The sequence below is a fragment of the Sphingobacterium wenxiniae genome, from assembly GCF_900116225.1.
In the GTDB taxonomy this organism is placed as follows: Bacteria; Bacteroidota; Bacteroidia; order Sphingobacteriales; family Sphingobacteriaceae; genus Sphingobacterium; species Sphingobacterium wenxiniae.
This window is the reverse complement of sequence record NZ_FOZZ01000015.1, coordinates 55,545-71,051: the sequence shown is the minus strand read 5'-3', so window position 1 is coordinate 71,051 and position 15,507 is coordinate 55,545. Positions and strand designations below refer to the sequence as shown.

17 protein-coding genes are annotated in these 15,507 nt (G+C 38.4%); 13 read left to right on the top strand and 4 right to left on the bottom strand.

All coding sequences use genetic code 11. The annotated features are described in order from the left end of the window. Both BM375_RS15730 and BM375_RS17255 read right to left on the bottom strand, forming a co-directional pair. Nucleotides 1-267: phage integrase N-terminal SAM-like domain-containing protein (locus BM375_RS15730; protein ID WP_170852691.1), on the bottom strand; the 267-nt coding region annotated here is incomplete at its 3' end. Between the two features lie 154 nt (nucleotides 268-421). Continuing rightward, nucleotides 422-589, bottom strand: a complete 168-nt coding sequence (locus BM375_RS17255; protein ID WP_170852690.1) for a hypothetical protein — start codon at nucleotides 587-589, stop codon at nucleotides 422-424. A 10-nt stretch (nucleotides 590-599) separates the two neighbouring features. Between BM375_RS17255 and BM375_RS15725 the strand changes: the two genes are divergently transcribed. Next, nucleotides 600-1,220 (top strand): histidine phosphatase family protein, encoded by a 621-nt coding sequence (locus BM375_RS15725; protein ID WP_093367454.1) that lies wholly within the window; start codon nucleotides 600-602, stop codon nucleotides 1,218-1,220. Here the strand turns inward: BM375_RS15725 and BM375_RS15720 are convergent. Continuing rightward, entirely contained in the window at nucleotides 1,217-1,672 is a 456-nt protein-coding gene (locus BM375_RS15720; RefSeq protein WP_093367453.1) for an Lrp/AsnC family transcriptional regulator, read from the bottom strand. The genes BM375_RS15725 and BM375_RS15720 overlap by 4 nt on opposite strands. A 113-nt stretch (nucleotides 1,673-1,785) precedes the next feature. Between BM375_RS15720 and BM375_RS15715 the strand changes: the two genes are divergently transcribed. From BM375_RS15715 to BM375_RS15675, 9 genes are all read left to right on the top strand, one after another. Next, nucleotides 1,786-2,238: a carboxymuconolactone decarboxylase family protein gene (locus BM375_RS15715; protein WP_093367451.1), complete on the top strand. Its 453-nt coding sequence runs from the start codon at nucleotides 1,786-1,788 to the stop codon at nucleotides 2,236-2,238. After that, nucleotides 2,238-2,666, top strand: coding sequence for a GNAT family N-acetyltransferase (locus BM375_RS15710; protein ID WP_093367450.1), 429 nt, complete (start codon nucleotides 2,238-2,240; stop codon nucleotides 2,664-2,666). Before BM375_RS15715 ends, BM375_RS15710 begins: the two co-directional genes overlap by 1 nt. Before the next feature lie 2 nt (nucleotides 2,667-2,668). Next, nucleotides 2,669-3,103 (top strand): N-acetyltransferase, encoded by a 435-nt coding sequence (locus tag BM375_RS15705; protein WP_093367448.1) that lies wholly within the window; start codon nucleotides 2,669-2,671, stop codon nucleotides 3,101-3,103. Nucleotides 3,104-3,420: 317 nt separating this feature from the next. Continuing rightward, entirely contained in the window at nucleotides 3,421-3,795 is a 375-nt protein-coding gene (locus BM375_RS15700) for a PadR family transcriptional regulator (RefSeq protein WP_032132352.1), read from the top strand. After that, on the top strand, nucleotides 3,792-4,211 hold the full coding sequence (locus BM375_RS15695) for a hypothetical protein (protein WP_032132353.1): 420 nt from the start codon (nucleotides 3,792-3,794) through the stop codon (nucleotides 4,209-4,211). Before BM375_RS15700 ends, BM375_RS15695 begins: the two co-directional genes overlap by 4 nt. 788 nt (nucleotides 4,212-4,999) lie before the next feature. Further along, a complete protein-coding gene (locus BM375_RS15690; protein WP_093367447.1) occupies nucleotides 5,000-7,531 on the top strand; it encodes a tetratricopeptide repeat protein in 2,532 nt (843 codons plus the stop codon). 615 nt (nucleotides 7,532-8,146) lie between these two features. Further along, entirely contained in the window at nucleotides 8,147-8,284 is a 138-nt protein-coding gene (locus BM375_RS17250; protein ID WP_170852689.1) for a hypothetical protein, read from the top strand. 374 nt (nucleotides 8,285-8,658) lie between these two features. Next, the gene (locus BM375_RS15680) at nucleotides 8,659-9,090 is read left to right on the top strand and encodes a hypothetical protein (RefSeq protein WP_093367445.1); all 432 of its coding nucleotides are present in this window, start codon (nucleotides 8,659-8,661) and stop codon (nucleotides 9,088-9,090) included. A gap of 15 nt (nucleotides 9,091-9,105) precedes the next feature. Further along, nucleotides 9,106-9,678, top strand: a complete 573-nt coding sequence (locus BM375_RS15675) for a hypothetical protein (protein WP_093367444.1) — start codon at nucleotides 9,106-9,108, stop codon at nucleotides 9,676-9,678. A 56-nt stretch (nucleotides 9,679-9,734) separates the two neighbouring features. Here BM375_RS15675 and BM375_RS15670 read toward each other — a convergent pair whose 3' ends face one another. Then, a complete protein-coding gene (locus BM375_RS15670; RefSeq protein WP_093367442.1) occupies nucleotides 9,735-10,427 on the bottom strand; it encodes a hypothetical protein in 693 nt (230 codons plus the stop codon). 154 nt (nucleotides 10,428-10,581) lie between these two features. Here BM375_RS15670 and BM375_RS15665 point away from each other — a divergent pair, with 154 nt between their 5' ends. The 3 genes from BM375_RS15665 to yidC all read left to right on the top strand — a co-directional run bounded on the left by BM375_RS15665 (nucleotide 10,582) and on the right by yidC (nucleotide 15,489). Continuing rightward, nucleotides 10,582-11,679 (top strand): carbohydrate-binding family 9-like protein, encoded by a 1,098-nt coding sequence (locus BM375_RS15665; protein WP_093367441.1) that lies wholly within the window; start codon nucleotides 10,582-10,584, stop codon nucleotides 11,677-11,679. Nucleotides 11,680-12,026: 347 nt separating this feature from the next. After that, complete coding sequence (locus BM375_RS15660) at nucleotides 12,027-13,655, top strand: CTP synthase (protein ID WP_093367439.1); 1,629 nt, start codon at nucleotides 12,027-12,029, stop codon at nucleotides 13,653-13,655. A 10-nt stretch (nucleotides 13,656-13,665) separates the two neighbouring features. Next, complete coding sequence (gene yidC, locus BM375_RS15655) at nucleotides 13,666-15,489, top strand: membrane protein insertase YidC (RefSeq protein ID WP_093367438.1); 1,824 nt, start codon at nucleotides 13,666-13,668, stop codon at nucleotides 15,487-15,489. Nucleotides 15,490-15,507: the final 18 nt, after the last annotated feature.

Below are 15,507 nucleotides of genomic sequence, written 5' to 3'. Positions count from 1 at the left end.
GATTTTTTTGTCCAATATCAGTTCGTACATCTTCTTGATTGCGCCCACTAATCCTTTTTGATAGGAAACACTAATTTTCCCATTTTGAACTTTTTCGTTTATAAACGCCTCAATATCTGACAGTGGAATTTCTTCAAGGGAGGGATATTTGCTAACATGTTTAAGAAATATACTAGCGTAATCCTTGTACGATCTAATGGTATTGCCAGCATATCTCTGCATCAGCAATCTCTTTTCGAAGGATTCAAGTATGATTTCGCTATTCATATCAGGGAAATAGTATTTTATAATATTTTGTTTCGCTATTTGTGCGGTTTTATTTTTTAAAGACAAATATATCAATATCTTATGTAGAAAGAAAAGTCAAATAACGAAACACGTATAGGGTTGGTTAAGCGAAGTTTTCCGTATATTCGTTTCGTTAAAACAGATGTTGAGAGGAAATCCCTCCGGGCTTCCCTCTCAGCGGATCAGGCACTTGCCGGAATACAGCCCTTCGGGACTGTCCTCTAACACGCGCTTGGAGCAATGCTCCAGCACGTGCGCCAAGCGCCTGATCCGTTGTGTGCAATTTTACAAAATGTATCATCCTGAAATTAATGACTTTAAATAAAAATATAATTACAATTCAACACCCCGAATCTGTTCATCATACCAACGGAATGATTGGTTCGTGGACAGATTGGGAACTATCAGATAAAGGAATTCACGAAGCAGAAAAGATTGCCCAAAATTTAATACCCGAAATTCAGGGCAAGGAATTTTTCATCTATTCATCAACACTTAAAAGAACAAAACAAACGTCAGAAATCATTGGAAATATACTAAACACAACTCCAAAATTTACAGATGCTTTGAAAGAAAGAAGTCTTGGAAAAGCTATCGGAAAATCGGTGCAATGGCTCAAAGAAAATATCGAAAAAGAAGAACTTACTATTTACGATAAATGCTTTGACGATGCAGAATCGAGATATGAAGTTTGGCAACGTTTATATCCGTTTTATCTGGAAATTTCGAATAATGATGAAGAAAATATCATCATCGTTTCACACGGTGATACATTAAGCATTTTTAATGTAATGTGGCTGGGTTTGAATGCCGAAATACTCAATTTCATTGATTTGTATGGCGTAAGTGGTGGTGTTTCTTTTTTACATCAAACGCATACTGGAAAACGTATCATCAAAAGATTAAGTGATACTTCATTTATGAGTTTTTAATTAAAAAACCTCTTAAAAAAACCTCTGTTTGTCTGAATTTCTGAAAGCTCTACTGAAGTCGTTGGGGTTCCATACGGAATTAGACGGTCGATGAGATTTTCAAGATGTGAACTATCTTTCAATACGCATTCCATCATTAGGCAATATTCGCCTGTTATTCTTTTGCAGGAAAGAATTTCGTGGAATTGATGCAGATTGGCGATAAACTGCTTGAACTCATCATTTTTAAATTTCATACTGATAATCACTTTCAGTTTATACCCCAATTTTGTGTGATCTATTGCCGCATCAAACCCTTTTATCACGCCATTATCCACTAAATTTAGAACCCTTTCTTTTGTGGCAGATTGTGAGAGAGAAATTTTTCTTCCAATTTCAGCATAACTCAGCCGTGCATTTTCGGTTAGAATTTGAAGGATCTTATAATCATATTCGTCTAAATTTATTTTCATCGTATAAATGTATTTATAAAATTAAATCCACCGAAATTAGTAAAAATAACCTTTAAATCAATTCTTAAAGAGAGACAAAAATTTCGAATTTTGAAATCATAAAATTTAAAGTAATGACAAGAATTAAATTCTCCGAAAACGGGAATACCGCATTTGAAAAACTGATTGGGCATAATCCTGAAATCCTTAAAAAGTGGAATGCACTGGAAGAAACTGTATGGAACGACACATCGCTGGACAATAATCTGCTGGAACAAATTCGTAGGGCAATGGCTTTTGAAAACGGTTGTGAATACTGTATGGTAAAGGGAGGAAAGCCCGATTTTGACGCATCGCAAATGAAAACTTCAATAGCAGTAGCTTTCGCAGAATTGTTTTGCAAAGACCATCATTCTATATCCGAAGCCCATTTTATGATGCTCCGCGAATATTTTTCCGACAAGGAAATTTCGGAATTATGTACATTTATCGCTTTTGTAAACGCTTCTCAAAAATTGGGGAAAACATTAAATCTGACAGAAGATTATCAGCAAAATGCCGTTATACATTTAAACGAATCGAAGTAATGGAAATAAAAATTTTAGATAAGGAAACAGGCAAAAATCCAATCATTCAGAATCAAATCTATGCCCTTTTCAAACAGCTCAGCCCGAATAAAAGACCACTGAATTTCGATGAAATTTTACATCAAAACAATCAGATAGTGCTAATAGCTTGCTTTATAGCAGATAAAGTTGTGGGCATTGCCTCAATGGCAAATTACAGTGTGATTTCAGGGAAAAAAGGCTGGATAGAAGATGTGGTAGTTAGTGAAAATTATCGTGGAATGGGCATCGGACGGAAATTGATTGAAAAACTTCTGGCAATTGCCGATGAAGAGTATCTTACCGAAGTGCTGTTATTTACCGAAGATCATAGAAATGCGGCAATTCATCTGTACGAAAGCCTCAATTTTAAAAGAAAGGAAAGTAATATTTTCGTTTTGAAAAGATAACTATGATAAGAAAAGCAACACACAAGGATATAAAAAAGCTGGCGGAAATTTGGCTCAAAACGTCAATTATTGCACACGATTTTATCCCTGAAAAGTATTGGACTGATAATAAATCATTAATGGAAGAGCAATATCTGCCAAATTCGGAAGTTTACCTTGCCGAAAAAGAAGGTTACATTCTAGGCTTTGTGGCTCTCATTGAGAATCACATTGTCTCCATTTTTGTGGATAAAGAACAGCAAGGCAAAGGAACTGGAAGCTTGCTTTTGAATTACGCTAAAGATTTACGTACTGAACTAACTTTAAATGTTTATCATAAAAACCAAAAAAGTGTAAATTTTTATAAAGCAAAAGGATTTAAGGTTGTAGCGGAAACAATTGATAAACCTACTGGAGAAAAAGAGTTTAAAATGCACTGGAAGAATACGGAGCGATAAAAACTGCACACAACATCGCATTGGCAAAATGGCGGGGAAACGGCTAAGTTGAAAGTTTCTGCATTTTTTGCCGCCGAATGTGTTTAACATTCAGCTTATTTTGGTAAGTTAGCTTCTGTGAAAACACATCGGCTACGTTCCCTCTAAATTGAACTTTCCGTCCAATTTATCCGCCACTTCGCCAATGCGTTTCCCGTTAGCTACAATTTTGACCAAACTACAACCTTAAATTCCGAAAACTTTAAAATTTATTTGTCAGACAAAAAAATATTATTACATTTGTATTATACAAATTGTTTAATACAAATAAAGTAATAATGAAAAATGACAAAAAACTAAATGAATTATTGCTTTCTTGGGAAAACACATATAAAAAAGGTCAACTAACACTCTGGATTTTTATGGCACTTCAAGAAAGCAAAAAATACGTTGATGAAATTAAAAGCTTCATCGAAAAGAAATCGGACGGAACAATTAGTTGCGAAGAACAAAGTTTATACAGAGCACTAAGAAAATACGAACATATTGATGTTCTGACTTACGACTTGAAAGAAGGGAATAAAGGTCCAGATAGAAAATATTATTATTTGACAAATCTTGGTCAAGAACTTTTCAATCAATTTGTCAATAGAAATATCAAACTATTCTACTCAAACGAAATCAAAAACATTTTAAATTTAAACGGACAATGAAAACGATTACACCATATTTATTAAGATTTGCATTGACAGCAACTATATTAACCATAGTTTTTAGATATTTTTTGAGCTATGGAATAGAAAACCAATCTGGAATTATAATTACAATTTCAGCAACAATTTACGGATTACTTATGTTTGCTTCAGGTTGGTATTTTGGACGAAAAGATGGAGAATATTTACCAATATACGATGTTGGATTTAGATTTCATCTAACAACCTATTTAATTCACAATGGAATATCTCTATTATGGATTGGACTTGGGTTTGGTTCAAAAAATGAAAATTTAAACGTATCAATTATGGTTGCAATTTATTGGGGAATATTTCTTCTCATTCATTTTGCTTTCTTTCTTTGGGCAAGAAAAAACTCTATAAACAATCTTGACAAAGAAGATATTTTTGAATAAAAAACTGTAGCTAACATCGTATAAACGCAATAGCGGGATAAGTGTCAAAATAAAGGTTTGTGCTTCCTTTGTCGCTACTTGCAAATTCATTTCCTTTTCGTAAATTTAGCAAATAAATTTGCAAGTAGCTTATGTTTGTGCCAAGCTGAACATTTCCGCTTCCCTACTCCGCTACTGCGTTTATACGTAAACCGCTAGCTGTCACCCTATTGAACGACTGTGCTAAAATTCAACAGTCCGAACAATGACATTAAAAGAAACTTTTTCAAAATACACATTAACATCAGGACAAAACGAGCTTCTTGACGAGTTAGACAAATTTTTGTCTGACAACTCAACTTGTTTTCTATTAAATATAAATTGTTCATTTACTCACAAGATATATGTGAGTAAAACGGTGAGTAGTTCTTTAGTGTAGAAGTTAGTTTATTGACATATAGATATTTGATGAGTGGCGAGGTCGTCCTGCCACCCCGACGAAAAAGCTCGACGAATGTCGGGCTTTTCTTGTTTTTCATGCGATGCTTTAGAATTTTACTTGGCATGTCACATATAATTTATTTTTTGCAAATATAATTTTTCGTATCTATGGAACTTCATCAAATGAAGCCGGCAACAGTAGTCTGTCGTGCATACCAGAAAAAATGGTTGAATCTTGATAGCGAGCAGATATTGGTGCGATTTTTGAAAACACACATAAACAAGTTGTGCTATAGCTAGGGGGAAAATTACAATATCATTCCCTCGGTGAGGGAACATTTGGAAAAACTCAGAAATACAGACGAACAATGATATTGAAAGAAAGCATCAGCTATAACTACCTGAAATACCTTTTTACCGGAGTCTTTTCAGCTTTGCTGCTTATAGGGTATGCGCAGGAAGAGGAGAAAAATCAAGAAAAAAACCAACAAACCAGTGAGCAACGGGAAGAAAGGCAACCTACGCTTATGGACTCCATTGATGTCGTACGTGATTACCGGCCGATGCTGGCCGATGCCGTAAAGGTCCGCCGCAGCCCGGATATGCGTATCAACAGGGAAGCGATTGAGAATGAGCTGCAACAAATCGCCGCTGCTACATATTTTTCATTAAATGGTTTCAAACAAGCCTACAATGATGAAATTCTTAAACGGAATCCCAACGCTTCGCGCGACAATATCGATAATTACAGAATTAGTTATTTGGCCTACCATGCAAGGGAGTACCCAAGAGCGACTTCTATTTTGGAGAGTTTGGAAACATCGGATGCCTTTTATCAGGGCGCTATAATTACTTTGGGCATTATTGCTATAGAGACCAGCGATAAGCAACGTGCTCGAAACGCTTTTCTCAAAGCGTCGAAAATGGATCTCGATCCAGAATTGAAAATGATTGCATTGTATAACTATGCCAAAGCCTTACATGAGCTAGACTCCGCTCAAGTTGCCCTGGAAGTACTCCAAGACTATATCGCGAAGAAATATGCGAATAGTGATCGTGATGGCAATAAACCCGAGAGCGTGGAAACATTATCCGTAGATGTTTTGTTGGGCACGAGTAATTTTCATGCGGGAGTAAGTCTGCTGGAATCGTTAAACAAAAGAACCCACGAAGATGATGTAACATATCAAAAAGCAACATATTACCGTGCTTTGGAGTTCTATAATGAGCGTGCCTTTGAAAATAGTATTTCTATGTTCATGCGATCGGAAAAATTCCCGATCGATGTGAAAATGGCGGCGTTGGCTACATATTGGAAAGCGGAGGCGATGTATGAAGTACGCAAGTACAAAGAGGCGGTGGAAAACTTCTCCCGGTTCCTTCGATTGCCCGCCGCACGAAACACCGACGTTTATAATTATGCAAACTATGGTCTGGCTTATGCGGCGTTTCGCAACAACACTTTTGCCATGGCAGCTGATTACTTCGAGCGTTTTTTGACCACCGATGCACATTCGATAGACGAAAATATACGTTATGACGTGGTCGCACGTCTGGGAGATTCGTATTTGTCCGTACGCGATTATGGGCGGGCAAACCGATACTATAATCAGCTGATCGATAGTAAAGCTCCTAATCAGGACTACGCCCTGTTTCAGCGGGGAATTATCTACGGATTGCAAGGCGACAATCAGACCAAGATCAATACGCTGTGGTCTGTTTTGGAGAAATTCCCGGGCTCAAACTATGCGGATGATGTAGCCTTTGAGGTTCCGTACACGTATTTTACTTCAGGAGATTACGACACCGCTATCGAAGGGCTGCAGAAGATGGTCGAACAATACCCTCGCAGTAGCTATGTTCCCAGGGCATTGATAACCATCGGGCTTGTCCAATACAATAAAGGTGAGACCGAAGTGGCAAAGGCTACCTTCCAGCGGGTGGTAGAGGAATATTCCACAACCGATGAGGCTACGCAAGCACTGCGTTCCATTGAAAACATTTACTTGGATCAAGGTGATGCTTCCGGTTATATTCATTATGCGACCAACACCAACATCAGTAACCTCACTGCCGCACAGCAGGATAATTTCACTTTTGAAGTCGCCAACTCCTTGTTTAATAAGGGCGCATTTGAAGCGGCCGTTGAAGCAATCAATGCATATTTTGATAAATTTCCGAAACCCATAAAGGAAAAACATGCCCGTTATATCCGTGGGTTGAGTTTGTATCGAACCGGACATCCAGAAGAAGCGCTACATGACTTGAACATTATCCTGAACGACTGGACGAGCAAGTATACTGAAAGCACGTTAATGACGGTAGCTGCGTTATACCTCGAATTGAAGAAATACAACGAGGCCATCGTCCATCTCAAAAAACTAGAACTTACATCAGAATTTAAAGAAAACTATAATTATGCGGTAACGAACCTGATGATCTGTTATTTTCAAATCGGTGACTTTGAGCAAGTGACCAAGTATGCGAATTTGATAAAGAATTACGACAGATCATCCGAAGACGATATTGCCAAAGCACACTTGTACAGTGCGCGGGCCATGCTGCAGGAAGGAAATGTGTCTTCTGCCACGAAAGAACTGAATCTGGCGGCGCAGAAGAGCCAAACGGCAGTCGGCGCAGAAGCACGGTACCGCATAGGGCAACTGCAGTATGAAAACAAAGAATACAATAAAGCCCAAGAGACAGCCTTTGATGTGATCAACAACATGGGGTCACATGACTATTGGGTGGCCAAGAGCTTCATTCTGCTTGCGGACACTTATGCACGCAAAGGTGATAACTTCCAGGCGAAGAGCACGTTGAAAAGTGTGATTGAGAATTATGAGGAAGATGATGACGTCATCCCTGCAGCAAAAGAACGTCTAAAGAAATTGAACTAATTTGAGTTGGTCGCACCACCGAACAATTTTTTCACGGTGCAAAGCCGAAGAAGAGCGAGAAGTAAAAAATGTTGAGAGGTAAAAATAAGGAGTATACAACATGACGATACAAATATCCGAGAGGCGAGATATAAAAATTGAAGATATAATCGAATTATACACAGCGAATGAATGGAGTTCAGCAAACAAGCCAAATGAATTATATAATGCCTTGATGAACTCCCATACTTTAATTTCTGCATGACATGACGGAAAGCTGGTAGGATTAGGGAATAATACAGGCCTTTTGAGATAGCTTCTTTGTCAGCAGAGATAGCTTCTTTGTCAGCAGAGATAGCTGTTTTGAAATAAGAGCTATCTCTGCTGTCTACGGAGCTATCTTCCCTGTCTTGAAAGACAGCTGTTTTGTTGTCCGAGCTAGCTACTTCCTTATAAGAGATAGCTCTTGAAAGCTACGAGCTGTCTCTTCTGTCTATCTAGCTATCTTCGCCCTTCTGAGAGCTATCTTAAATTTCTGTTGAGATAGCACTTTAGTCAGGAAAGATTGCTTTTCCAATTGCGGAGCTAGCTTCCGACACATAAGAGACAGCTTGTCTGTTCGGGAAGCTAGCTCTTATGATAAACGAGGTAGCTGTTTTATCAGAAGAGGTAGCTATTTTATCAGAAGAGGTATCTGTTTTGTTAGAAGAGATAGCTGTTTTGTCAGAAGAGGTACCTCGCCTGCTTTTGCAGAATGCGAAAACATTTAGCTAAAAAAGCTGTTTTAAATAATTTAAACGGGCTTTTTTAGTTCTTTTTTCTTAAAATTCAGATATGTAAAGGTGTAAAAAAAGGACAGGAGCATTTCTGAGGCTCCCCTAAATCTGTCCTTTTTTTACACCTTTTGCCTTAAGGTTATTTAGCGCTTAGTATATGACAAGAAATAAAACCACATAGGTACAATAAAAACATAACTAAATAAAGAAAATATAGCGACACATAGCGTTCGTCTTCGACGAACATCTATTGTTTTTCCATATACGCTTTTATGAAAAAACTAAACTTTCTTAACCTCATGTAGCCACAACGCCGAAAACAATCTATCGCCAGGTTTGTTTAGAATATACAATACATTATCTGTCAATATCATGAAAGCAAACATACTTATTATAGCAATCCTCCTACTCTCCCTTCCTTACATCGGGATATCCCAAGAAACAGCACTACCTCAAAAAGGGAGCAAAGTTTATGTAGCAAATGAATCGAAAAACGACGAATCTATCCAAGCCACAAACAAGCTTATTGACGATTTAAAAGAATGGGCTCATTGGGAGATAAAATCAACCAAAGAGAGTGCTGACTTTATTTTAAAAGCCGACATTAAAACATCTACTGGCGTAACACTCACCTCGTGGGGAGGCACATCCTATACGATGGTTGTCCAGATCACAAACAAAGAAGGAAAATCCCTGTGGGAATCAGCACAGTACAAAGCAAGTCCCAACGGCACAAATGGATTCAATGCCGCAAATGCAGTCGTGAAGAAATTTATGCGAGCCGTAAAGAAAAAAATCAAATAATCACCCATATAGCGAATGAAGGTACTACCCAATTTTACAATCGAAGCAAAAGGAAATATTTCAGAGGAGTTTCTGAAAAGAAGCATTTTATCCTTTCATCAAGCCACCAGTTATATCCAGAACTTGGTTTATGGACGGAATTCAAACAAAGATGACCTAACGACCGTACTCACAGACAACAGAGGAACATGCAGTACAAAACACGCTATTTTAAATCAATTGGCTATTGAACATGAGATGAATGATATCAAACTCATGCTTGGCATTTTCAAAATGAATGCAATCAATACACCAATTACTGCGAGTACTCTTTCAAAAAATCATTTAGAATACATTCCCGAAGCACACACCTACTTAAAACACAAGGACAATTACTTCGACTTCACCAGAAGAAATTCTTCCCCTAATAATTTTTTGAATGATTTACTTTTTGAAACAGAAATCCAAGCGAGCGAGATCAATCAAGGTAAAATTCAAATTCACAAAACTTTTTTAGTAGATTGGCTTAACAAAAACACGGATATAAATTATTCACTTAACGATCTTTGGGAAATAAGAGAGCAGTGTATCCGTGATTTATCACAATAAATAAAGCATGTCAATACAGATTTCCGATACACAGGATATAAAAATCGGAGATATATCTATTCCCCTTCACTCACAATACACCGATAAACATACCAATTTCTTGGGAATAAGAATATCAACAAAAACAACGTAGTAATACCAGCCTCCAATACCTCGGCATTTTTACCAGTAGGAATCAACAGAATGGACAAAAACAGCAATAAACACGCTACGATCTGGTATCTTTGAGCTATTGGAATGCCAAACCTATCTACCCATCGTCTAAAACCCGTTTTCTTATCATAAAGAATAGGAAATACCAAAAGATAAGCACCTATAGCTACTGTTATAAGTTGTGAGAAAACAATCTTGTTAACTTTCTTCCCGCCAACAACCATATTATGCAGATTGGTTTCCCCCTGCGCATTATTTTCCTTGAAAAACTCCGAGCTTTCGATATTGAACAAACGTTGCCCCCAGCTAATCTCTTCCCCAGCCACAAAAATGGAAAAAAATGCAATAAACAATAAAATGGCTTTAAAATGCCATGTCTTATATCGACCAATTTTGACAAATAAATAAAAAGCGTATACCGCAGCTACAAGCAATGGCACGACAGTCCAATTTTCAACAAAACCATCTTCTACCGCATAAACATTCTCATACCAAGCGACATCGATATTAGCAATCACAACTCCTACTGTAACCAATATTCCCGTAAAAATTAACAACACAATTTCTACAATAGTTAACTTAATCGTTTTTAGCATACGACAAAAGTAGGTTTTATCAATAATTTTTTCCAATTGACCATTGTAATAAAAAAGTCAATAAATAGTTTTTAACATATTAATTCCAAATAAATTCAAAATCTATACAATGTGTCTATTCCAATATTTTTACTTATTTTTAGAAGCTGAAATCATGAAATCACTATACACAATACTCACCCTGTTATTATGCTCATCGGTAAACAGCATCTACGCTCAGACGACTTTAGAGCAAGTACAACACATGCAATCTACACCAAAACACTACGGTGTGCTACGAACTTCCACTCCAATCCAAATCGATGGCAAAGCCGATGAAGACAGTTGGCAACAAGCAGCATGGACAGACAGCTTTATAGACATCGAAGGCAAACATCGTCCACACCCCACCTACGACACCAAAGTCAAGATGCTCTGGGATGACGAATATCTCTATCTATATGCGCAATTAGAAGAACCACACGTATGGGGCAATTTAACCGAACGTGATACCATCATCTATCATAACAACGATTTCGAAGTCTTCTTAAAGCCCTTCAACAATAGTCCGCTGTATTACGAAATTGAAATCAACCCTTTGAATACAGTTATGGATCTCCTCATGCCCAATCCCTATCGCTTAGGTGGTGATGCGCTGATGCACTGGGATGTAAAAGATTTAAAAACGGCTGTACATATAGAAGGAACACTGAATAATCCAAACGATACTGACCGATATTGGACGGTAGAAATGGCAATTCCGTTTCGCTCATTGAGCACCTATAGCCGTCGTGCCACACCAAAAGTCGATGACTACTGGCAAATCAATTTCTCACGCGTGCAATGGCAACACAACATTATAGACGGTCGCTACAGTCGTAAAAAGCAAGAAGGAAAACTTCTACATGAAGATAATTGGGTCTGGTCAGCAATAGGCATTATCAATATGCATTTTCCCGAAAGATGGGGTTATATACAGTTTTTGAATAACCAAAAAGAAAGCACATTTCCCGTTCACTATCTAATTGAAAAAAACGCATGGAACATCTTTTATCTACAACAACTTTATAGGAAAAGTAATGCTCATTATGCAAATAGCCTCGAAGACCTAAACAGTATAACCAATATACTACCAGTAGCAAACGAACGTTGGAGCTATTCTTTTCTCACGAACACCGAAAACAGCCTATATCAGGTAGAAGTGCATGATAAGAGCCAAGGACTACGCGCCACAATCGACAACTACGGCAACTATATGCTGCACGGAAGATAGTTATAAGTAATGAAACCCCTAACTCTATTTGTACGAACTGCCTTAACAGAAAAAGACGCCTAATTTTTGTGAAGTTATGCACCTATTAGCTCTTTGCAGGAACATTTTCACAAACCTCCGAAGGAAGAACCGAAGGTAAATCAGTGCCGAGTTTTTTTGCATTCTTTTTTTGCAGTCAAAAAAAGGATGAAGCCGTGACGGCTCGAGTGACAAACCATTTACTAAAGTTCAAAAATGGAAATAATTTCGGTTAATCTCGAAAAAACCCTATCTTTGTATCCCGTACATAAAGCAGATTTCGAACCCTTTTTTAGCGGTTCAAAACAGTTGAAATTCCATTTAGTGTTATGAGTAAATACATCTTTGTTACGGGCGGCGTAACCTCGTCGTTAGGAAAAGGCATTATAGCGGCATCGCTTGCCAAGCTCCTTCAGGCTCGCGGATTTAAAGTCACCATCCAGAAGTTCGACCCCTACATCAATATCGACCCGGGAACCCTTAATCCTTACGAACATGGTGAATGTTATGTGACGGAGGACGGTGCCGAAACCGATTTGGACTTAGGGCACTACGAGCGTTTCCTGAATGTCCCGACTTCACAAGCCAACAACGTAACAACAGGCCGTATATACCAGCATGTTATCCAACAAGAACGTGCAGGGGCTTACTTAGGTAAAACCGTGCAGGTTGTTCCACATATCACCGATGAAATCAAACGTCGTATGCAATTGTTGGGACAAACAGGCGAATACGATATTATCATTACGGAATTAGGCGGTACAGTAGGTGATATTGAATCCTTACCGTTCATCGAAGCCGTACGTCAATTGCGTTGGGAACTGGGCAATAATGACTCTTTGGTTATCCATTTGACATTAGTACCTTACTTAGCTGCAGCCGGAGAACTAAAAACCAAACCGACTCAACACTCCGTAAAAACACTCTTGGAATATGGTATTCAACCAGATGTACTAGTCTGCCGTACCGAACATAAACTCAATTCGGATATTCGCAAAAAACTAGCTTTATTCTGCAATGTAAACATCAACGCCGTAGTGGAATCTATTGATGCCTCCACAATCTATGATGTACCTTTATTGATGTTGAAAGAGCAGTTAGACAAAACAGTTTTGGCGAAACTTAAGCTTTCCACCAAAAATGAGCCAGATCTGGACAGCTGGAAAACCTTCCTAGGCAAATTGAAAAACCCGACCAACGAAGTCCATATAGGATTAGTTGGCAAGTATGTAGAATTGCCGGATGCCTATAAATCCATCACCGAAGCATTCATCCATGCCGGCGCAGTAAACGAAACCAAGGTAAAAGTAAAATATATCGCTGCTGAAAGCGTAAACGCTGAAAATGTGCAGGATAAACTTAAAGACCTGGACGGGGTCCTCGTAGCTCCAGGATTTGGCGAACGCGGTTTAGAAGGTAAACTGGCTGCAATCAAATATGTACGCGAAAACCAAGTACCTTTCTTCGGTATCTGTTTGGGCATGCAATGTTCCGTTATTGAATTTGGAAGAAATGTATTGGGATTAAAAGGAGCCAATAGTTTCGAGATGGACGAAAACACCAAACATCCGGTTATCAACCTGATGGAAGAGCAGAAAAATATTACCAACATGGGTGGAACTATGCGCTTGGGAGCCTATGATTGTGAAATCAAAAAAGGCACAAAAGCCTATTCCATCTATGGCAAAACCAAAATATCTGAACGCCACAGACACCGCTATGAATTTAACAACGCTTATTTGAAACAATACGAAGAAGCAGGCATGGTAGCTTCCGGTATCAATCCAAAAACTGGATTAGTAGAAATCGTAGAGCTAAAAAACCATCCGTTTTTTGTCGCAGGACAGTTTCACCCCGAATTAAAATCAACAGTAGCAAATCCTCACCCACTTTTTGTTAGCTTTGTAGCCGCTTCGCTCGCTAACAAAAAAGGAGAAGCAAATGCAAGTAAAAAATAACAGTTAAAAAATGGATAGAAATACCCTCATTGGATTAGTGCTGATTTTTGGAATCCTTGCCGGTTCATTTTACATGATGAAACCGTCCGAACAAGAATTAAAACAAGAACAGCTGCTCCAAGACTCTTTAAAAAGAGCAAAAGAAGGATTACCCCCTTTGAGCTCAGACTCTCTCTCCGCCACAAAAAAAACGGAGACAATTGACACCGCAGCTTTGACCGCACAGCCTTTCGGCACAGCAAAACTTGGTGAAGAACAAGTCATCACCATTGAAAACGAACTTATCAAAGCCCAAATCAGCTCAAGAGGCGGACGTGTAAAATCGGTAGAGCTAAAACAAGAAACAAATTTTGATGGCACACCACTTATACTTTTTGATGGTGATGCTAACAAATTCGGTTTCCTTTTCAAAGCAAACGGAGAAAACATCAACACCAACGACCTAAACTTCACCCCACAAGGTGGTAATATTTCGGTAACTGGTGAAACAGCTCAGTCCATAAGCTTCCGTTTGAACTACAGTGAAAACCAATATTTAGAATACACCTATTCTTTAAAAGGCAACGATTACAACCTTGGTTTAGGTGTAAAAGCTGTAGGCATACAAAACTTGATGGATATCAAAGCCAGCACGATTGCTTTAAACTGGGAAACTTCTTTATTGCAAAAAGAACGCAACATCAAATCCGAACGTGAACGCTCTTCTATTTTCTACAGAGAGGCCAGTGGCAGTGTTGACCACCTGTCCGAAACAAGCGATGATAAAGAAAGTATTGACGAAAAGTTAACTTGGATCGCTTTCAAACAGCATTTTTTCTCCTCGGTGCTAAGCTCAAAACAACCATTTAGCAACTCAGAATTGGAAGTTACTTTCTCCAACAACGATAAGATTGTAAAACATTACCGTGCAAATGCTGACCTGGAATTCTCTTCGCAAAAAGATAACCACTATGCATTCGATTTCTACTTTGGCCCGAACCAATACAAGATCTTGAAAGCACATGGCGATAGTTTCGAGAAGATTATCAAAATGGGTTGGGGGCCTATGGGTTGGATTAACAAGTATATCACCGTACCAATCTTCGATGTGCTGGACGGACTCCATGTAGGTTATGGTCTTATCATCCTGATATTAACTTTATTCCTGAAAGGAATCTTGTTTCCATTGACCTACAAGTCATACCAATCCATGGCTAAGATGCGCGTCTTAAAGCCACAGATAGATGAAATCAAAGAAAAAGTAGGTGAAGATAACCCGATGCTTCTGCAACAGGAAACCATGAAACTCTACAAACAAGCAGGCGTGAATCCATTGGGCGGCTGTTTACCTTTACTATTGCAGATGCCATTCACGTTAGCCTTCTTCTTCTTTTTCCCGAACCTTTTCGAACTACGAGGAGAAAGTTTCCTATGGATAAAAGACCTGTCCACATACGATGATCCGATTACTTTTCCAGCTATCTTTGGCGTGGATCACATCTCTTTGATGTGTGTGTTGATGACCTTGACTACACTATTGACTACATGGTATAACAATGCTACTTCCGGGGCTGCTAACAACCAGATGAAATACATCGGCTATATCATGCCGTTGATTTTCTTCTTCGTATTGAACAGTTTCCCTGCCGGATTGAACTATTATTATTTCCTTTCTGCAGTATTTACCTTCTTAACCCAGTTCATTATCCGTCAATTCATTGACGACGATAAAATTCTAGCGAAAATAGAAGACAACAAAAAGAACCCTAAAGCAGCTAAGAAATCATCCTTCCAGCAGAAAATGGAAGAAATGATGAGACAGCAACAAGCTGCGCAACAGAAAAAAAATAATTAATAAAAAGTAAAGGCTTGG